This window comes from Sphingomonas hylomeconis, assembly GCF_025370105.1.
Lineage (GTDB): Bacteria > Pseudomonadota > Alphaproteobacteria > Sphingomonadales > Sphingomonadaceae > Sphingomonas > Sphingomonas hylomeconis.
The window spans coordinates 523,211-541,640 of the sequence record NZ_JANQBK010000001.1; the positions used below are offsets into that span (position 1 = coordinate 523,211).

Annotated in this window: 16 protein-coding genes; 1 reads left to right on the forward strand and 15 read right to left on the reverse strand. The window is 66.1% G+C overall.

The window, feature by feature from the left end; all coding sequences use genetic code 11:
• Nucleotides 1-78: 78 nt before the first annotated feature.
• The 14 genes from NV401_RS02585 to NV401_RS02650 form a co-directional block, all read right to left on the reverse strand.
• Nucleotides 79-1,404, reverse strand: coding sequence for a PQQ-dependent sugar dehydrogenase (locus NV401_RS02585; RefSeq protein ID WP_261292807.1), 1,326 nt, complete (start codon nt 1,402-1,404; stop codon nt 79-81).
• Nucleotides 1,405-1,493: 89 nt separating this feature from the next.
• A complete protein-coding gene (katG, locus tag NV401_RS02590) occupies nt 1,494-3,740 on the reverse strand; it encodes a catalase/peroxidase HPI (protein ID WP_261292808.1) in 2,247 nt (748 codons plus the stop codon).
• A 123-nt stretch (nt 3,741-3,863) separates the two neighbouring features.
• A complete protein-coding gene (locus NV401_RS02595; protein WP_261292809.1) occupies nt 3,864-4,784 on the reverse strand; it encodes a hemolysin family protein in 921 nt (306 codons plus the stop codon).
• A gap of 9 nt (nt 4,785-4,793) precedes the next feature.
• Nucleotides 4,794-5,306, reverse strand: a complete 513-nt coding sequence (gene ybeY, locus NV401_RS02600) for an rRNA maturation RNase YbeY (RefSeq protein WP_261292810.1) — start codon at nt 5,304-5,306, stop codon at nt 4,794-4,796.
• Complete coding sequence (locus NV401_RS02605) at nt 5,299-6,297, reverse strand: PhoH family protein (protein ID WP_261292811.1); 999 nt, start codon at nt 6,295-6,297, stop codon at nt 5,299-5,301. The genes ybeY and NV401_RS02605 overlap by 8 nt, the downstream gene beginning before the upstream one ends.
• Before the next feature lie 217 nt (nt 6,298-6,514).
• The gene (gene miaB / locus NV401_RS02610; RefSeq protein ID WP_261292812.1) at nt 6,515-7,834 is read right to left on the reverse strand and encodes a tRNA (N6-isopentenyl adenosine(37)-C2)-methylthiotransferase MiaB; all 1,320 of its coding nucleotides are present in this window, start codon (nt 7,832-7,834) and stop codon (nt 6,515-6,517) included.
• A gap of 109 nt (nt 7,835-7,943) precedes the next feature.
• Nucleotides 7,944-8,852 carry a lysophospholipid acyltransferase family protein gene (locus NV401_RS02615; protein WP_261293063.1) on the reverse strand — a complete coding sequence of 303 codons (909 nt, stop codon included), beginning with the start codon at nt 8,850-8,852 and terminating at the stop codon, nt 7,944-7,946.
• Between the two features lie 131 nt (nt 8,853-8,983).
• Complete coding sequence (locus NV401_RS02620) at nt 8,984-9,406, reverse strand: Fur family transcriptional regulator (protein WP_261292813.1); 423 nt, start codon at nt 9,404-9,406, stop codon at nt 8,984-8,986.
• Nucleotides 9,407-9,573: 167 nt separating this feature from the next.
• The gene (locus NV401_RS02625; protein WP_261292814.1) at nt 9,574-9,990 is read right to left on the reverse strand and encodes a MucR family transcriptional regulator; all 417 of its coding nucleotides are present in this window, start codon (nt 9,988-9,990) and stop codon (nt 9,574-9,576) included.
• Nucleotides 9,991-10,098: 108 nt separating this feature from the next.
• Nucleotides 10,099-10,575, reverse strand: a complete 477-nt coding sequence (locus tag NV401_RS02630) for a GNAT family N-acetyltransferase (protein ID WP_261292815.1) — start codon at nt 10,573-10,575, stop codon at nt 10,099-10,101.
• Nucleotides 10,572-11,210, reverse strand: a complete 639-nt coding sequence (gene tsaB, locus NV401_RS02635; protein ID WP_261292816.1) for a tRNA (adenosine(37)-N6)-threonylcarbamoyltransferase complex dimerization subunit type 1 TsaB — start codon at nt 11,208-11,210, stop codon at nt 10,572-10,574. Before tsaB ends, NV401_RS02630 begins: the two co-directional genes overlap by 4 nt.
• Before the next feature lie 16 nt (nt 11,211-11,226).
• Nucleotides 11,227-11,820 (reverse strand): malonic semialdehyde reductase, encoded by a 594-nt coding sequence (locus tag NV401_RS02640; RefSeq protein WP_261292817.1) that lies wholly within the window; start codon nt 11,818-11,820, stop codon nt 11,227-11,229.
• A 25-nt stretch (nt 11,821-11,845) separates the two neighbouring features.
• Nucleotides 11,846-12,418 carry a NifU family protein gene (locus NV401_RS02645; RefSeq protein ID WP_261292818.1) on the reverse strand — a complete coding sequence of 191 codons (573 nt, stop codon included), beginning with the start codon at nt 12,416-12,418 and terminating at the stop codon, nt 11,846-11,848.
• A 75-nt stretch (nt 12,419-12,493) separates the two neighbouring features.
• On the reverse strand, nt 12,494-13,324 hold the full coding sequence (locus tag NV401_RS02650) for an aspartyl/asparaginyl beta-hydroxylase domain-containing protein (RefSeq protein ID WP_261292819.1): 831 nt from the start codon (nt 13,322-13,324) through the stop codon (nt 12,494-12,496).
• A 173-nt stretch (nt 13,325-13,497) separates the two neighbouring features.
• On the opposite strand from NV401_RS02650, the gene NV401_RS02655 reads away from it, so the two are divergent.
• Entirely contained in the window at nt 13,498-16,479 is a 2,982-nt protein-coding gene (locus NV401_RS02655) for a M16 family metallopeptidase (protein WP_261292820.1), read from the forward strand.
• Nucleotides 16,480-16,586: 107 nt separating this feature from the next.
• Here NV401_RS02655 and NV401_RS02660 read toward each other — a convergent pair whose 3' ends face one another.
• Nucleotides 16,587-18,371 carry an AMP-dependent synthetase/ligase gene (locus tag NV401_RS02660; protein ID WP_261292821.1) on the reverse strand — a complete coding sequence of 595 codons (1,785 nt, stop codon included), beginning with the start codon at nt 18,369-18,371 and terminating at the stop codon, nt 16,587-16,589.
• Nucleotides 18,372-18,430 lie beyond the last annotated feature (59 nt).

The window sequence follows — 18,430 nt, forward strand, 5'->3', positions numbered from 1 at the left end:
GCAGGCCGGGGCGACTGGTTATGGGTAAGGCACATCGCAAAGCAAAGCCTCGGTCCCCGGCCTCCGCGGGGGCGGCGCTTACTTCCCCCGCACGCGCCAGATCACGTTGCCGACATCGTCCGCCACCAGCAGCGCGCCGCTCGTGTCGGTGATGACGCCGACCGGGCGGCCCTGTGCGTCGCCGTCCTTGTTGAGAAAGCCGGTCAGCACGTCGATCGGCTTGGCACCCTTGGCGGGATAGCCATTGTCACCGAACGGCACGTAGACGACCTTGTAGCCCGATACAGGCTTGCGGTTCCACGAGCCGTGCTCGCCGATGAACGCGCCGTTGGCGAAGCGGCCGCCCAGCTTCGCGTCACCCGCGAAGGTCAGGCCGAGCGCCGCGACGTGCGGCCCGAGCGCATAATCGGGACGCTTGGAATATTCCTGCAGCGCAGGGTTCTGCGGCTCGACGCGTTGATCCGGATAACCGCCCCAATAATACCATGGCCAGCCGAAGTGATCGCCCATCTCGATCTGCGTCAGATAATCGGGCGCGAGATCCGAACCGAGCATGTCGCGCTCGTTGACCACGGTCCACAGCCGCTTGGTGTGCGGCTCAATCGCCATGCCGTTGGGGTTGCGCAGCCCTGCGGCGAACACGCGGAAGGTCTTCGCCGCGGGATAGACTTCGAGAATGTTGGCGCGGTATTTCTCGCGCTCGATGCCGTTCTCGGCGATATTCGAGGCCGAGCCGACCGTGACGTACAGCGTCTTGCCCTCGGGATCGGCGATCACGTTGCGCGCCCAATGATTGCCGCCGCCCTGCAGCTTGACGACCAGTTCGGGCTTGGCGGTGATCTTCGTGTCGCCGGTCTTGTAGGGCACGCGGACCAGTGCATCGGTATTGCCGATATAGAGCCAGTCGCCCTGCAGGGCCATGCCGAAGGGCGAGTTGAGCCCGGTCATGAAGGCGCTCTTCTGCTCCGCCACGCCATCGCCGTTCGCGTCGCGCAGCAGCGTGATGCGGTTGGCGGAGGGCACGCCGGCGCCGGCCTTGCCCATCAGCAGCCCCATCACCCAGCCGGTGATCCCGCCGCCTTCGCGCGGCGGCGAATTGCTTTCGGCAACCAGCACGTCGCCATTGGGCAGGCGGTACAGCCAGCGCGGATGATCGAGGCCGGTGGCGAAGGCGTCGACGGCGAGGCCAGCGGCGGGGATCGGCTTGGCGCCCTGCGGCCAGCCGATCGCATCGGCGACGGCGATCGTCGGGAACAGCTGCTTGCGCGGCGCGCTGATCGTGGGGCGGGGGCCGGTGACGGCGGCGAGATCGACCCGCGCGACATCGGGGCGGGTCAACCAGAAGACGATGCCGCCGATGACCAGGACGATCAGCAGCAGGACGATGAGAATATGTTTGCGCATGCCGAGAGGATTAGCCGGGGCGGCGGGAGGGAGCAATGGCCCCCGGCCCGTCATCCCCGCTTTCGCGGCGAGGACGGGCCGGGGAGGCGTTACGCCACTGCTGGTTCACCGCGGACATGGCCCGAAGCGAGATCGAACCGATCGGCGTTCATTACCTTGGTCCATGCCGTGACAAAATCACGCACGAACTTCTCGCCTGCATCGGCCGAGGCGTAGACCTCCGCCAGCGCACGCAGCTGCGAGTTGGCGCCGAACACCAGATCGGTGCGCGAGGCGGTCCACTTCTTCTCGCCGGTCTCGCGCAGCGTGCCGAGATATTCCTCGTCGCTGTCCTCGCTGATCTGCTTCCATGCGGTCTGCATGTCGAGCAGATTGACGAAGAAGTCGTTGGTCAGCTGACCCTTGCGGTCGGTGAACACGCCGTGATCCTCGGCCTTCGGGTGGTTGGCGCCGATGACGCGCAGGCCACCGACGAGCACCGCCATTTCAGGGCTGCTGAGACCCAGCAACTGCGCCCGATCGACCAGCAATTCCTCGGTCGGAACGCTGAATTTGACCGAGAGATAGTTGCGGAAGCCATCCGCCTTGGGCTCGAGCACGTCGAAGCTTGCGGCATCGGTCTGTTCGGCCGAAGCATCGGTACGACCGGGCAGGAAGGGCACGTCGATCGTTTGCCCCGCAGCCTTCGCCGCCGCCTCCACGCCGACCGAGCCGCCAAGCACGATCAGATCGGCGATCGAGACCTTCTTAGCACCCTTGCCGTCAAAGTCGGCCTTGATGCCGTCATAGACACCGAGGACCCTGGCAAGCTGATCGGGCTGGTTGACCTCCCAGTCCTTCTGCGGCGCAAGGCGGATGCGACCGCCATTGGCGCCGCCGCGGTGATCCGACTGGCGATAGGTCGAAGCCGAGGCCCATGCGGTCGCCACCAGTTCGGCCACCGACAGGCCGGAATTGGCGATCGCCTGCTTGAGTTCGGTAATGTCGCCTGCCTCGATCTGCGGATAATCCGCCTTGGGGATCGGGTCCTGCCAGATCAGGTCTTCCGCAGGCACTTCAGGCCCGAGATACCGGACCTTCGGCCCCATGTCGCGGTGCGTCAGCTTGAACCAGGCACGGGCGAAGGCATCGGCGAACGCCGCCGGGTCCTTCTGGAAGCGCTTGCTGATCTCGAGATAGGCCGAGTCCTTCTTGAGCGCCATGTCGGCGGTCGTCATCATCGTCGGGACCTTGACGCCGGGCGTGTGCGCCTTGGGGGCGAGCGTTTCCTCGGGGTTGCCGACCGGCTGCCACTGGTGCGCGCCCGCCGGGCTCTTCACGAGCTCATATTCGTGGTCGAGCAGCATGTCCCAATAGGTCTGGTCCCAGGTAATCGGCGTCGGAGTCCAGGCGCCTTCGATCCCAGACGTGATCGTGTCGTCGCCCATGCCGGTGCCGTGCGTCGATACCCAGCCCATGCCCTGCGTCGCGATGTCCGCGCCTTCGGGCTCGACGCCGACGAGCGAGGCATCACCCGCGCCGTGCGCCTTGCCGAAGGTGTGGCCGCCGGCTGTGAGCGCAACGGTTTCCTCGTCGTTCATGCCCATGCGGGCGAACGTCTCGCGCATGTCGCGCGCCGAGCCCATCGGGTTGGGGCAACCGCCGGGGCCTTCCGGGTTGACGTAGATCAGGCCCATCTGGATCGCGGCGAGCGGGTTTTCGAACGCCTTGCCCGATTCCTCGTTGATGCGGGTTTCACCGAGCCACTCTTCCTCGGTGCCCCAGTAGATGTCCTTGAGCGGCTCGAACACGTCTTCGCGTCCGCCACCGAAGCCGAACACCGGACCGCCCATCGATTCGATCGCGACGTTGCCCGCCATGATGAACAGATCGGCCCAGCTGAGCTGCTTGCCGTATTTCGCCTTGATCGGCCACAGCAAGCGGCGTGCCTTGTCTAGGTTGCCGTTGTCCGGCCAGCTGTTGAGCGGTGCAAAACGCTGCGAGCCGGACGAGGAGCCGCCGCGGCCGTCACCGGTGCGATAGGTGCCGGCCGAGTGCCACGCCATGCGGATGAAGAACGGGCCGTAATGCCCGTAATCGGCCGGCCACCAGGGCTGGCTGTCGGTCATCAGCGCGGTCAGATCGCGCTTCACCGCGGCGTAATCGAGCGTGTTGAACGCTTCGGCATAGTCGAAGTCGTCGCCCATCGGGTTGCCCGACAGGCCGTTCTGCTGGAGGATGTCGAGGCTCAGCTGGTTCGGCCACCAATCGCGGTTGGTGCGTCCGAGCAGCGAGCGGAGCGCTGCGGGCTCCTTGCTCGGGTCGCTCAGCGGGCTGCCTGAGGTGATCGCGTCCATATCCTAACTCCTCGGATGTTCTTAATCGCTGCAATGAGTGTGGACCCCGGCGAGGCGATCCGCAATCATTTAGGCGATGACTTAATCTGATCTTGGAGAACGAGGGAGTCGATCACCGGCGGCTCAGCTCTCCACGTCTTCGGGTTCCGGGCGAGGCGGGTGCAGGCGCAATTTGGTTACACGGCGCGTATCGGCGGCGACGACCTCAAGCTTCCAACCGCTTGGATGATCCAGGCATTCGCCCTGTTGCGGGACGTGCCCGGCGAGCAGGGCGGCGAGACCGCCGAGCGTGTCGATATCCTCGTCGACCTCGGCCAGACGCTGGTCGATCGTCTCGCCGACATCCTCGAGTTCCGCGCGGGCGTCCGCGTCCCAGGCGCCGCCGTCAAGCGGGACGAGCAGCGCCTCGGGCGCTTCGTCATGCTCGTCCTCGATATCGCCGACGATCTCCTCGATCAGATCCTCGATCGTGACCAGCCCTTCGGTGCCGAAATATTCATCGAGCACGACCGCCAGATGCACGCGGCTGGCGCGCATGTCGGCGAGCAAATCGAGCACGCCGCGCGACATCGGCACGAACAAGGGCTGGCGGATCAGGCCTTCCAGCGTGACGGGATGGTCCGCGCCGGTGGCGAGGATGGCAAACACGTCCTTGAGATGGATCATGCCGATGATCGTATCGAGCTTTTCGCGGTAGACCGGCAGGCGGCTATGGCCGGCCTCGGCGAAGATCTTCACGAGCTCGGCGAACGGCGTCTGTTCCTCGACCGCGATGATGTCCGCGCGCGGCACGCCGACATCGCCGGCGTCGCGCTCGCCGAAATGCAGCAGATTGCGCACCATCGTGCGTTCCAGCGGCGAGAGATCACCCTTGGCGTCGGGCGCGGGATCATCCTCGTGCGCGTCGATCGCTTCTTCGAGCTGGTGGCGCAGCGAATCGTCGCCCTGCTCACCGAAGATCATGGCGCGCAACGAGCGCCATATAGATCCTTCGTTGGTAGTACCGGCGTCCCCGGCGTCGGTGGTACTTTGGCCCTCGGGCATAGTAAGGTGTCAGTCCTCTCGTATCAGATAGGGATCGGCCAGGCCGAGCGACTTGAGCGCGTCGATCTCGATCGCCTCCATCGCCTCGCCCTCGTGATCCTCCAGATGATCATAGCCTAGCAGGTGGAGCGTGCCGTGCACGATCAAATGTGTCGCATGCGCCTCGACGGTGATGCCTTTTTCCGCCGCCTCGGCCGCGCACACGCCGTGCGCCAGCACGATATCGCCGAGCAGCACCTCGCCGTCGTCCGAATTCTGCCCGACGGTATCGAGCAGATCGGCCTGGACCATCGGGAAGCTGAGCACGTTGGTCGGCTTGTCCTTGTGGCGGTATTGCGCGTTGAGCGTCTGTACCTCGGCATCGGTGGTCAGGCGGACGGAAATCTCGACCGTCGCCGCGCCGGTGGCCAGTTCGCCGTGCGGGGTGCGCTCGATCGCCGCGGTAGCGGCGCGGAGCGCGAGCGCGTCCCAGTCGACGCTATCGTCCCAGGGGGATTCGATGGAAAGGGCAGTTTCAAGCATCGACGCCCTCATATGCTTCGACGATCCGCCCGACGATCGGGTGGCGCACGACGTCGCCCGCGCCGAAGCGGCACATCGAGATGCTTTCCACGCCTTCCAGCCGCACCACCGCGTCGTTGAGCCCGGACGCATTCATGCCGCCGGGGAGATCGGTCTGCTTGGGATCGCCGCATACAACCATGCGGCTGTTCTCGCCGAAGCGGGTGAGGAACATCTTCATCTGCGAGGGCGTGGTGTTCTGCGCCTCGTCGAGGATGATGAACGCATCGGCCAGCGTGCGGCCACGCATGAAGGCGATCGGCGCGATTTCGATCTCGCCCGAGGCGATACGGCGTTCGACCTGCTCGGCGGGCAGGCAATCGTTCAGCGCATCGTACAGGGGCCGCAGATAGGGATCGACCTTGTCCTTCATGTCGCCGGGCAGGAAGCCCAGTTTCTCGCCCGCCTCCACCGCGGGACGCGACAGGATCAGGCGCTGCACGCTGCCGGTGATCAGCTGCGCGACGGCTTGGGCGACGGCGATATAGGTCTTGCCGGTGCCTGCTGGCCCAAGCGCGAAGATGATGTCGTTATTGACCAGCTGGCGCATGTAATGCGCCTGCGCCAGCGTGCGCGGCACGATCGTTTTCTTGCGGGTGCGGATCATGATGCTCGGGGCGCCGCCGCTGTCCGCCGAAATGATCCCGGCCAATGTCGGTTCGGCCGACATGGCGATCACCGCATCGACCATGCCCTGATCGACGCGCTCGCCGCGGGTGATGCGGTTGTAAAGGCCCTGCAGCACGTCGCGCGCCTCGGCCACCGCCTCGGCGCGGCCCTCGAGCTGGATCTTGTTGCCACGCGCGGTGATGTACACGCCGAGCCGGCTTTCGAGCTGCAACAGGTTCTGATCGAATTCGCCGAACAATTGCGACATGAGCTGGGGGCGGTCGAAGATCAGTTCGGCGCGACTGGGCTCGCCCGATTGGGCGGGGACGGGCTTGCGGCTCATGCAGTTCCTTTGTTTGAAGCGACAAAGTCGAATGTGGGGCGGCTGCCAAGTAGCGCAAGGACCGTCGCAAAAGTCGCAAAGGTCGCACGCTCACGCGCGCGAGGCCGGCGCGTCGCCGGACGAGGATGGCGGAAGGACATTCCGGTGAGACGAATCGACTGCATCCGCCACAAGTCTGGCAGAGCCGGCGCCAGTAGGACAGCGGAATTCGCCGCCGTCAGGCCGCGGCGCTGATCCGCTCCACGCCCGACAGCGAATTGGGATCGGCGCGGACGATATCCACCTCGACGAGATCGCCGATCCCGGCATCGGTGAGGAGGTGGATCGATTGCAGCCAGGGGGACTTGCCCAGCATCTGGCCCGGAAGCTTGCCCTTGCGTTCGATCAACACCTGGCAGCGGCGCCCGAGCGTGTTCGCGTTGAAGGCGGCCTGATCGCGGTTGAGCGCCGCCTGCAGCCGTTGCAGCCGCTCGTCCATTTCCTCGGGCGCGATCTGGTCGTCCATCTGCGCCGCCGGTGTGCCGGGGCGGGGGCTATATTTGAAGCTGAACGCCTGGGCACAGCCGATCTCGTCGACCAGGCTAAGCGTATCGCGGAAATCGGCCTCGGTCTCGCCGGGGAAGCCGACGATGAAATCGCCGGACAGGGCGATGTCGGGCCGCGCCGCGACGACGCGCTCGAGCAGGCGAAGATAGGAATCGCGGCTATGGCTGCGGTTCATCGACTTCAGGATGCGATTGCTGCCGGACTGGACTGGCAGGTGGAGGAACGGCATCAGTTTCTCGATATCGCGGTGCGCGTCGATCAACCCTTGCGTCATGTCGTTGGGGTGGCTGGTGGTGTAGCGGATGCGCGCCAGCCCATCGATCCGATCGAGTTCGGCGATCAGATGATGCAGGCCGCGCGGGCCATCGGTCCAGGCGTTGACGTTCTGCCCGAGCAGGGTGAGTTCGCGCGCGCCGGCATCGACCAAGGCTTTTGCCTCGTCCACGATCTGCTGCCAGCCGCGGCTGACTTCGGCGCCGCGCGTATAGGGCACGACGCAATAGGTGCAGAATTTGTCGCACCCTTCCTGCACGGTGAGGAAGGCCGAGGGCGGCACGCGGCGGCGCGCGGGCAGGGCGCCGAACTTGGTCTCGACCGGCATGTCGGTGTCGAGCGCGCTTTCGCCGCGCGCCGCCCGGGCCACGAGATCGGGCAGATTGTGATAGGCCTGCGGGCCGACGACGATATCGACCTTCGCGCGGGTGACGATCTCGGCGCCTTCGGCCTGCGCGACGCAGCCGGCAACCGCGATCATCGGGCTGCCGCCATGCTTCTTGCGCGCGTCCTTCCGGAGCCGACCGATATCGGAATAGACCTTCTCGGTGGCCTTTTCGCGGATGTGGCAGGTGTTGAGCACGATCAGGTCGGCATCGGCGGTCTCGGCCGGCGTCAGGCCCTGCGCCAGCATCAGCTCGGCCATGCGATCGCCGTCATACATGTTCATCTGGCAGCCGAATGATTTGACGGCGAAGGTCTTGGGGGCGGGTTTCATGATGGGCCTGTAGCAAATCCTCCCCGGAACGGGGAGGGGGACCATGCGAAGCATGGTGGAGGGGGTGTGCCAGCAGCGTTACGCTTGCGAAGAGGGGGCTTGTCGGGCGTTACGTTTGGGGAGAGCCCCCTCCACCATTTGCCGAAAGGGGCAAATGGTCCCCCTCCCCGTTCCGGGGAGGAGTGAATTTGACGGAGTCCACGCTGTAGGCGAACGGCCTGAGCGGCTTGCCCAGCGTCTCGATCAGCGCTTCCTCGATGCGGCGGCGGCTTTCCGCGGCGATCGACTTCCGTCCCGCAAAGTCGGCGGGGTAGAACGGCTCCAGGAAATGTACCCTCAGCGCGAAGCTGCCCTTGCGCGACAGCAGGCGCTTGGCATTGTCGAGCCCGGTCTCCTCGCCGATCCAGCCGATCTCCTCCGCCACCGCGCCGTAATCGAGCAGCACGGGCTGGACCAGCACGCCGGGCGGCGGCGGCTCCAGCACGCGCAGCATCGGCGTCTTGAACGGGAGCAGCGACTGGCCGTCGGTCGTCGTGCCCTCGGGGAAGACGGTGACCGACCAATTGTCCTCCAGCGCATCGCGCAACAGGTTGATCTGCTCGGCCACGCCGAGGCGGTTCTCGCGCTTGACGAACACCGTGCGGTTGAGCGTCGACAGCCAGCCGACCACTGGCGCGTCGCGGATTTCCTGCTTGGCGACGAACGCCGTGCCGCTCTGCCCGGCCATGCCGAGGATATCGATCCAGCTGAGATGATTGGCGATGTAGAATACATCGCGTTTCAGCGGCGTGCCGACGCGGGTGACGCGGGCGCCGGCGAGCCGTGCGGCCCAGCCGAGAAAGATACGCGGCCAGGGCGAGGACTGGCGCAGCAGCCGCCAGAGATAATGGAGCGGCACGGTGAGCAGCAGCGCCAGCACCAGGCCGGTGGCGCGCAACGTGATGCGGAGGCGGCCGAGCGCGTCGATCGGGGGCGGGGTGCCGGCGGCGGCGGCGGCGCGGTGCGCGGCGCTCAGCATGATGGCGATCGTGGACGCATCGGCATGCTGCTCTCCGGCGAATTTCAACAGTGTGTTGCGTCTACATCTTTCTCGTTCTCCCGCTTTCGCGGGAGAACCGAAGGATACGGGGCGACGCGATAAACTGCGCGTCAGACCTTGCGGTCGAGCGTGACGCCGTAGAGCTCCATGCGATGGTCGACCAGGCGGAAGCCCAGTCGTTCGGCGATCGCCTTCTGCAATTGTTCGAGTTCGGGATCGACGAATTCGATCACCTTGCCGGTCTCGACATCGATCAGGTGATCGTGATGCGCTTCCGGTGCCGGCTCGTAGCGCGCGCGACCATCGCCGAAATCGTGGCGGTCGAGGATGCCGGCTTCCTCGAACAGGCGCACGGTGCGGTAGACGGTGGCGATCGAGATGCCAGGATCGATCGCGGAGGCGCGCGCATAGACCTTCTCGACGTCGGGATGATCCTCCGCCTCGGACAGAACGCGCGCGATGACGCGGCGCTGCTCGGTGATGCGCAGCCCTTTTTCAGCGCACAGGGCTTCAAGATCAATTTTTCGGGCCATGCCGCCGCCATAGGCGCTTCCGGCTTATTGATAAAGCGAAGAGTGATTCGCAATAAGCGGAAGCTGCGGCCGATCGGGCGGGCGCGCATACGACAATGCCGGCCGGGACAAGCCCGGCCGGCATTGGTCGTCAGTGGCCGCCGCGCGATCCGCGCGGTGGCGCGGGATCAGGCGACCTTGCGGCGCTTGGTGCCGAGGCCGATCTTCTTGGCCAGCGTGCGACGCTGTTCGGCATAATTCGGCGCGACCATCGGGTAATCGGCAGGAAGATTCCACTTCGCGCGATATTGTTCCGGGGTCATTTGATAATGCGTCATAAGATGACGCTTGAGCATCTTCAGCTTCTTGCCGTCTTCGAGGCAGACAATATAGTCCGGCTTGATCGACGATCGGACCGAAACGGCCGGTTCTTGCTTGACGTCGGGGGCGATTACGGGGCTGCCGAGGCTGGCAAGTGCGCCATGAACGTTGCCGATCAGGACCGCGAGGTCGGAAACCGCAACGCTATTGTTGCTGACATGTGCCGCGACAATATCCGCGGTCAGGGTGATCAGGGAATCACCCATCTCTGTTTCGATATCCATTGTAGTTCCTTCGACCCATTATCGGCGGGACTGGAATTCCCGCCGTGACTGTGCCTATCCTATGCGAAGCGATTCGGCGCAAGTAACAAAAGTTAAATGTTTCTCCGATCAGGCTAAACTACGACGGTACGTAAACGCGTCGGTCATCAGGCCATTGTTGCCTCGATAATAGCCCCGACGTTCGCCGACCTTTATGAACCCAGCCTTACTATACAATTTGATCGCTTCATTGCCGTCGCGCACCTCGAGATGCAGCGTGACTGCCTGGCGATCGCGGGCATCGGCGATGGTCGCGAGCAGCAAGGCCGCGCCGACGCCGCGGCGGCGGCAGGATGGCGCGGTGGCCAGCAGCAGCAATTCGGCCTCGTCGACGATCAGCCGCGACAGGGTAAAGCCGGCGGGCTGGCCGTCGAGCGTCGCCACGGTCAGCCACACGCCGGGCAAGGACATGATGCCGAGGCACTGGCCGCGCGTCCATGCTTCGCCGAAGCGCGGATCGAAGGCCTCGGCCATCAGCGTCTCGACCATGGCGAGATCGGCGGTGGAGCCGGCGCGCAGCTCGATCATGCTGAGCACGGTGCTCATGCCGGCACCAGCTGCCGCGGGCGCGGCGGCGTGGCATCGGGCGCGCGACCGTAGATCGGGCGCGGCGGCAGCGTGGCGAACTCGGCCAGCAGGCGGATCGCGTCGGCGGCATCGGGGAGCCGTTCTCGCAGCGGCAGCGTGTCGTCGAGCGCGGCAAGATGGCGGATGCCGTTGCCGAACGCCGCGCGCGCGCCGAGCGCGTCGCGCGCCGCTGCCGGCTTGAGCGACGCGAAAGCATCCGTCGCGGCGAAAGGCGCGGCGGCAAAGCCCTGCATGAAGACCTCGCCATGCCCGCCCTCCAGCACCACGGCGAGATCGGCAAGCGCGGGATCGGCGGCGAATGCCGCGGCGGCGATCAGCGACAGGGCGGAGAAGCCGTGCAGCTCGGCATCCCAGCCGAACGCCAAGCCACGCGCGGCGGCGATGCCGACGCGCACGCCGGTAAAGCTGCCCGGGCCGCAATCGACCAGGATGCGCGCGGCGCGGCCGCCGCCGGGCAGTTCGGCGATCATCGGCACGAGCCGCTCGGCATGGCCGCGATTGACCACTTCGTGCGCGGCGGCGATCACCGCGCCGGCCTCGATCAGCGCGACCGAACAGGCCGCGGTGGAGGTTTCGATGACGAGGGTGCGCAAGGCTAGGCCGCTCCCGTCACGCGACGCGGTTGAACTTCTCGAACCCCGGGCGGGGCGAGCGATCGAAGATCGACGCCGGATCGCCATGGCCGAGCGTGGCAATGAAATTGCTGCGCACCGCGGGCGTATCGGCGAAGAACGCCGCATCGACCTTGCCATTGTCGAAGCCGGACATCGGCCCGGTATCGAGCCCCAGCGCGCGCGCGGCGATGATGAAATAGGCACCCTGCAGTGTCGAATTGCGCATCGCCGACACCGCGCGCAGCTCGGCATTGCCGTCGAACCATGCCTTGGCATCGGTATGCGGGAACAGTTCGGGGAGATATTCGTGGAAATTCTCGTCCATGCCGATGATCACGCTGACTGGCGCCTTCAGGATCTTGGGCGCATTCTGTTCGCTGGTGCACTCGGCGAGCTTCTGCTTGGCCGCATCGGACACGCACCAGATCAGCCGCGCGGGCAGCTGGTTGGCGGAGGTCGGGCCCCATTTCATCAGATCCCAGATCGCGTGCAGCTCGGCGTCGCTGACCGGTTGATCGGTATAGCCGTTATAGGAGCGCGCGGTGCGGAAGATCGTATCCAGCGCCGCGTCGGACAGCTTTTCGGTCATGACAGAACCCTTGTTACGCTAACATTCAGACGGCGCGGACCTCGGTGACTTCCGGCACGTAATATTTGAGCAACTGCTCGATCCCGTTCTTCAGCGTCGCGGTGGACGACGGGCAGCCGGCGCACGCGCCCTGCATGCGCAGGAACACCTTGCCCTGATCGAAGCCGCGATAGACGATGTCGCCGCCATCGTTGGCGACCGCGGGGCGGACGCGCGTTTCGATCAGATCCTTGATCTGCGCGACGATGTCGGCATCCTCGGGATTGTCGGCGAAGGCGTCGTCGGCCGGCACGCTGATGCCGCCGGCGGTGCCGGGCTTGAACAGCGGGATCTGCGCGCTGAAATGATCGAGCAGCAGGGCGAGCACATCACCCTTGAGGAACGACCAGTCGACGCCCGGCGCCGCAGTGACCGAGATGAAGTCGCTGCCGAAGAACACGCCGGTGACATCGCCGAGATCGAACAATTGCTGCGCCAGCGGGCTGGCTTCGGCTTCCTCGGGCGTCGCGAAATCGCGCGTGCCGGCGTCCATTACGGTGCGGCCGGGGAGGAATTTGAGCGTCGCCGGGTTGGGCGTGGTTTCGGTTTCTATCAGCATGCCCCGCATGTGGCGCGCATGGGCGGCCGGCGCAAGGTTAGAGCGGGAAACGGAGCGTTGCGCGCGCCGGCGGGATCAGGCGTCCAGCCGCCGGATCGCGGCGTTCCACTTGTCGATATTGCTGCGCGCCTCCTGCACGAACGCCGAGCGGCGCACGAAGCCCAGGAAGAAATCGGCGATCGCCTTGCCCGGCTGGCGCAGCGGCCGCGCGAACTGGATCAGCAGCACCACGCGGGTGCCGCTGGTCTCGTTCCACACTTCGTGCTGGTAGGTATCGTCGAACACCAGGGTCTCGCCCTCGGCCCAGCGCACGATCCGATCGCCGACGCGCATCCGCACGTCGCCATCCTGCGGCACGATCAGGCCGAGATGGCAGGTGATCAGCCCCTTGGTCACGCCGCGGTGATCGGGGATGTGCGTGCCCGGCGCGAGGATCGAGAAGAACGCGCTGTTGAGCCCGGGAATGCGTTCGACCAGCCGCTGCGTCTCGGGACATCGGGCGAGATTGTCCGCGATCGGAAAGCCATAGCCCCACAGGAAGAAGGAGCGCCATTTGTCCACCTCGGCAATGGCGCGGTGATCGGGCGAGATCGTCGCCAGGCTGGGCGCGGCGGCGCCGTGCAGCGCGACGGCGACCGCTTCGTCGCGGATCGTCTGCCAATGGTCGCGCAGCATCGCCGTCCAGGCAAAGCCGCGCACATCGAGCACCGGATCGTTCGAGACCAGCGAGAAGCGCGCGATCAGCCGATCGACCGGGCCGCGCAGATGCTTGCCGAGGCGGATCTGCCACGGGCGATTGCCCTCCTGCGCCAGCGGCGCGCCCGGGGCGGGGGCGCCGGAAATGACGTTGAGATCGGGCACGCGCGGTGCCGCACGATCACCGTGCTCGCCCGATTTTTGCCGCATTCGGCCTGGTGCGCCAATAACTTGCCCGTTCACGATCCGCTTCCTGCCAGTTCCGCAACTCACGCGTGGCGACTCGGCCCCGCGGCCCGCGTGGCATTGGCGGATAGCCAAAATCTTGGACCAAAAGATGACGTTACTGGCGGGTTCAGCTTTCCCGCGCTACGAAGCGGGCCATGCATGCCCTATCGCGCGCCTCGCGCCGTCCGCTGATCCTTGCCCTTTTGCTCGGACTTGCCCTGCCTGCCCAGGGGCAGGATACCGCACCGCAGACCGCGGTCGCCGCCGCGCAGGCGCCCGTCCCGGGCCAGGTCGATCGCAAGAACTGGCTGTTCGTCGACAGCGACATCACGCCCGATCCCGAATGGCGGTACGGCACGCTGCCCAACGGGCTGCGCTATGCCGTGCGCCGTAACGGCGTGCCGCCCGGCCAGGTCTCGGTCCGCGTGCGGATGGATGCCGGCTCGCTGATGGAGACCGACAGCGAGCGCGGCTATGCGCATATGATCGAGCATCTCTCGTTCCGCGGCTCGCAGTTCGTTCCCGATGGCGAGGCCAAGCGCATCTGGCAGCGCATGGGCACGACGTTCGGCTCGGACACCAACGCGCAGACCACCGCGACCCAGACGGTCTACAAGCTCGATCTGCCCAGCGCGAACGAAGCGCGGCTCGACGAGAGCCTGAAGATCATGGCCGGCATGGTCAGCAAGCCCAACATCACCGACGCGGCACTCGCCGCCGAGCGCCCCGCGGTGCTGGCCGAACAGCGCGAGGCGCCGGGCCCACAGGTCCGGTTCAGCGAAGCGCAGCTCAAGACCTTCTTCGCCGGACAGCCGCTCGCCAATCGCTCGCCGATCGGCACGATCGATATGCTCAACGCCGCCGATGCCGGCAAGGTCAAGGCGTTCCACGATCGCTGGTACCGCCCCGAGCGCGCCGTGGTGGTGATCTCGGGCGATTTCGATCCGGCGATGTTCGAACGGCTGGTGATCAAGAATTTCTCCGACTGGCGCGGCACCGGCAAGAATCCGGCCGATCCCGATTTCGGCAAGCCCGATCCCAAGCAGCCGGCGACGGCGGTGATCAGCGAGCCGTCGCTGCCGCCGGTGGTGACGATGGCGGTGGTCAAGCCATGGAAATACCAGTCCGACACGATCGTCATGAACCAGAACCGGCTGGTCGATTCGGTCGCCGCGCGGGTCATCAGCCGGCGGCTCGAGACGCGGGCCCGCGCCGGCGGCAGCTTCATCCGCGCCAGCGTCAGCACCAGCGACGAATCGCGCTCCGCCTCGCTGACCTTTGTCTCGATCCTGCCGATCGGCAATGACTGGGAGGCGGCGCTCAAGGATGTCCGCGCGGTGATCGCCGATGCGCAGAAGACTGCGCCGAGCGAGGCCGAGGTGCAGCGCGAGCTGGCCGATTTCGACACGATCATGCGCACCAGCGTGGAAACGCAGCGCGCCGAGCCGGGCGCCGGCCAGGCCGACGACATGGTCCAGGCGGTCGATATCCGCGAGACGACCACCGCGCCGGCGACGATCTATGCCGTGCTCAAGGATGCCATCGCCAAGAAGATGTTCACGCCGCAGACCGTCTTGGCCTCGACCAAGCGGATCTTCTCCGGCGACGTGACGCGCGCGTTGATCAACGTGCAGACGCCCGAGGACGGCGCGGTGACCAAGCTGAATGCGGCGCTGAAGAGCGACGTCTCCGGGCTTGCCGGCAAGCGCAACGTGCAGGGCAAGGTGACGTTCGCCAACCTGCCCAAGCTCGGCAAACCGGCGTCGATCGTCAGCCGCGAGAAGATCCCCGAATTCGATGCCGAGAAGGTCGTCTTCTCCAACGGCGTGCGGCTGATGCTGCGCGTCAGCCCGGCGGAATCGACGCGCGTCTATGTCCGCGTGCGCTTCGGCGGCGGTTACAACGCGCTGCCGGCCGATCGCGACACGCCGGTCTGGGCCGGCGACATGGCGCTGGTCGCCGGCGGCATCGGCAAGCTCGGCCAGGGCGATATCGAGCAATTGACCGCCGGACGGCGCATCGGGCTCGATTTCGACGTTGGCGAGGACGCCTTCGTCTATGGCGCGATGACCTCGCCCGGCGATCTCGCCGACCAGCTGAAGCTGATCGCCGCGCGGATGGCGGCGCCGGGCTGGGATCCCAATCCGGTGGCGCGCGCCAAATCGATGGCGCTGGCCGGTTATGCCGGGTTCGACGCGTCGCCGGACGGCGTGCTCGCGCGCGATCTCGAACGGCTGCTGCACGACGGCGATCCGCGCTGGGGCACGCCGACGCGCGAGGAAGTCACCGGCACCACGCCGGCCAATTTCCGCGCGCTGTGGGAGCCGGTGCTGGCCGAGGGGCCGATCGAGGTCCAGGTGTTCGGCGATATCGATGCCGAAGCCGCGATCAAGGCGGTCGCCGCAAGCGTTGGCGCGCTGCCGCCGCGCCCGGCATCGACCAGGGCCGCGCCGCCGATCAAGTTCCCGCCACACAATAGTTCGCCGTTGCTGCTGACGCATGGCGGGCCGGACAACCAGGCCGCGGCAGTCATCGTCTGGCCGACCGGCGGCGGGATCGACCAGGTCGCGGACAGCAATGCGCTCGACGTGCTGGCGGCGGTGTTCAGCGACCGCCTGTTCGATCGGCTGCGCTCCGAGGCAGGCGCGAGCTATTCGCCGAGCGTGCAGAGCCAGTGGCCCGAGGGCCTGGCGTCCGGCGGGCGGCTGTTTGCGATCGGGCAGGTCGCGCCGAACAATGTCGGGCTGTTCTTCAAGATGTCGCGCGAGATTGCGGCGGATCTCGTCGCCCGCCCGATCGGCGACGACGAACTGCAGCGCACGATCACGCCGATGAAGGAATTGATCCTGCGCCAGGCGACGGGCAATACCTTCTGGCTCAACCAGCTGCAGGGCGGCAGCTATGACGAGCGGCGGATCGAGGCAGTGCGCAACATGTTCCGCGGCATCGGCGGCATGACCGCGGCACAGCTGCAGCAGACCGCGATCAAATATCTGCGCCCCGAGGCAGACTGGACGATGGCGGTGGTGCCACGCGGCAAGGACGGCAAGGCGGTGAGCATCGCCGAAGCGCCGGTCGCCCCACCGGCTGCGACGCCGGCGGCGCCGGTGGTGAAGAAGAAAAAGAGCGGGCGGTAAACCCAGCCGAAGGCTGACGAAGGGAGTGGGCCGGCAACGCGACGGTGGCGTCGCCGGCCCACCCCCTCCACCAGCTTCGCTGGTCCCCCTCCCCGTGCCGGGGAGGATCAGCTCTTGTACAGCCCGTCCAGTCTGGCCCCGTAGACCTGCTTCAGTACGTGGCGGCGGATCTTCAGCGACGGCGTCATCTGCTCGTTGTCGATGCCGAAGGCGGTATCGGCCAAGATGAATCGGCGGACGCGTTCGGTCACCGCCAGGTCCTTGTTGACCCGCTCGACCGCATGGCCGAGCGCGGTGCGATATTCGCTATTCTCGGCCAGGCGCCGGAAATCGCATGAATCGCCGTTCCTGGCGCACCATTCCTGCGTCCATTCGGGATCGGGCACGATCACCGCGACCATATACGGCTTGCGGTCGCCATAGATCATCGCCTGGGCGATCTCGTTCTGCAGCGTCAGCATCCCCTCGACCTTTTGCGGCGCGACATTCTCGCCCTTGTCGTTGACGATGATATCCTTCTTGCGATCGGTGATCTTGATCCGGCCCTTGTCGTCGATCTCGCCGATATCGCCGGTATGCAGCCAGCCGTCGTGCAGCACGCGCGCGGTTTCCGTCTCGTTGCGCCAGTAACCGTGCATGACGAGTTCGCCGCGCACCAGGATCTCGCCATCCTCGGCGATGCGCACCTCGGTATTGACCAGTGCCGGGCCGACCGTGTCCATCTTGAGCCCGGCCTTGGGGCGGTTGCACGAGATCACCGGCGCTGCCTCGGTCTGGCCATAACCCTGCAGCACGGTGACGCCGATCGCCTGGAAGAAGATGCCGACTTCGGGCGTGAGCGGCGCGCCGCCGGCGACCAGCGCCTTGATCCGCCCGCCGAACTTCTTCTGGATCTTGGGGCGCAGCGTGGCCTTGAGCAGCAGGTTCATCGGCTGATCGAGCAGCGACAGGCCGCCGCCTGCCTCCTTGGCGCCCAGCGTCTGCGCGCGGCCGAGCAGGAAGCTGGACAGCTTGCCCTGTTTCTCCACGCCCTTGACGATGCGCTGGCGCAGCACCTCGAACAGCCGCGGCACGACGATCATCAGCGTCGGGCGGACCTCCTCGATATTGCTGGCGAGCTTGTCGAGCCCTTCGGAATAATAGATCTGCCCGCCGAGGCCGATCGGGAAGAATTGCCCGCCGGTATGCTCATAGGCGTGGCTGAGCGGCAGGAAGGACAGGAACACCTCGTCCGCCCAGCCGAAATCCTCCTCGATCACGGTGCAGCAGCCATTGACGTTGTGCAGGATCGCGCCGTGATGCTGCATCACGCCGCGCGGCGATCCGCCGGTGCCGCTGGTATAGATGATGCAGGCGAGATCGTCGCGCTGGAACGTTGCCTTGGCCGCGGCGGTTTCCGCACTGGTTGGATGATCGGCGATCAACGCGTGCCAGCTATGGCTTTCCAGCCCTTGCGTGACGCGCAGATCGTCGATGCCGATGACGATCTTGGCGTCGACCGATCGCACCGCGGCGGGGAGCAGGGTCTTGGCGAGCTTGGCGTTGGAGACGATCACCGCCGCCGCGCCGCTATTCTCGATGATGTGCGCGTGATCGCGCTCGGTATTGGTGACGTAGGTCGGCACGGTGACGCAGCCGGCGGCCATGATCGCGAGATCGCTGATGCACCATTCCGGGCGGTTCTCGCTGACCAGCATGACGCGGTCGCCGGGCTTGAGCCCGATCGCGGTGAGGCCGGCGGCGAGGCTGGCGACCTTGGCCGCCGTCTCGCGCCAGCTGAGCGAGACCCAGGCGCCGTTTTCCTTGTGCCACAGGAACGGCTTGTCGCCTTCGCTCGCGGCGCGCGTGAAGAACATCGTCACAAGGTTCGGAAAATGTTCGAGTCTGCGCATACACCTCTCCTGGGGCCTCGCTCGGGCTGCCTGGGCTACTGCCTTAAGCGGGGATGGCG

Coding starts and splice junctions, on each gene's coding strand:
- NV401_RS02630 (WP_261292815.1), bottom strand. CDS start 10,575: ATGAGCACCGTGCTCAGCATGATCGAGCTGCGCGCCGGCTCCACCGCC.
- NV401_RS02645 (WP_261292818.1), bottom strand. CDS start 12,418: ATGCTGATAGAAACCGAAACCACGCCCAACCCGGCGACGCTCAAATTC.
- NV401_RS02585 (WP_261292807.1), bottom strand. CDS start 1,404: ATGCGCAAACATATTCTCATCGTCCTGCTGCTGATCGTCCTGGTCATC.
- ybeY (WP_261292810.1), bottom strand. CDS start 5,306: ATGCTTGAAACTGCCCTTTCCATCGAATCCCCCTGGGACGATAGCGTC.
- NV401_RS02660 (WP_261292821.1), bottom strand. CDS start 18,371: ATGCGCAGACTCGAACATTTTCCGAACCTTGTGACGATGTTCTTCACG.
- NV401_RS02650 (WP_261292819.1), bottom strand. CDS start 13,324: ATGCGGCAAAAATCGGGCGAGCACGGTGATCGTGCGGCACCGCGCGTG.
- miaB (WP_261292812.1), bottom strand. CDS start 7,834: ATGAAACCCGCCCCCAAGACCTTCGCCGTCAAATCATTCGGCTGCCAG.
- katG (WP_261292808.1), bottom strand. CDS start 3,740: ATGGACGCGATCACCTCAGGCAGCCCGCTGAGCGACCCGAGCAAGGAG.
- NV401_RS02655 (WP_261292820.1), top strand. CDS start 13,498: ATGCATGCCCTATCGCGCGCCTCGCGCCGTCCGCTGATCCTTGCCCTT.
- NV401_RS02620 (WP_261292813.1), bottom strand. CDS start 9,406: ATGGCCCGAAAAATTGATCTTGAAGCCCTGTGCGCTGAAAAAGGGCTG.
- NV401_RS02640 (WP_261292817.1), bottom strand. CDS start 11,820: ATGACCGAAAAGCTGTCCGACGCGGCGCTGGATACGATCTTCCGCACC.
- NV401_RS02625 (WP_261292814.1), bottom strand. CDS start 9,990: ATGGATATCGAAACAGAGATGGGTGATTCCCTGATCACCCTGACCGCG.
- NV401_RS02595 (WP_261292809.1), bottom strand. CDS start 4,784: ATGCCCGAGGGCCAAAGTACCACCGACGCCGGGGACGCCGGTACTACC.
- NV401_RS02605 (WP_261292811.1), bottom strand. CDS start 6,297: ATGAGCCGCAAGCCCGTCCCCGCCCAATCGGGCGAGCCCAGTCGCGCC.
- NV401_RS02615 (WP_261293063.1), bottom strand. CDS start 8,852: ATGCTGAGCGCCGCGCACCGCGCCGCCGCCGCCGCCGGCACCCCGCCC.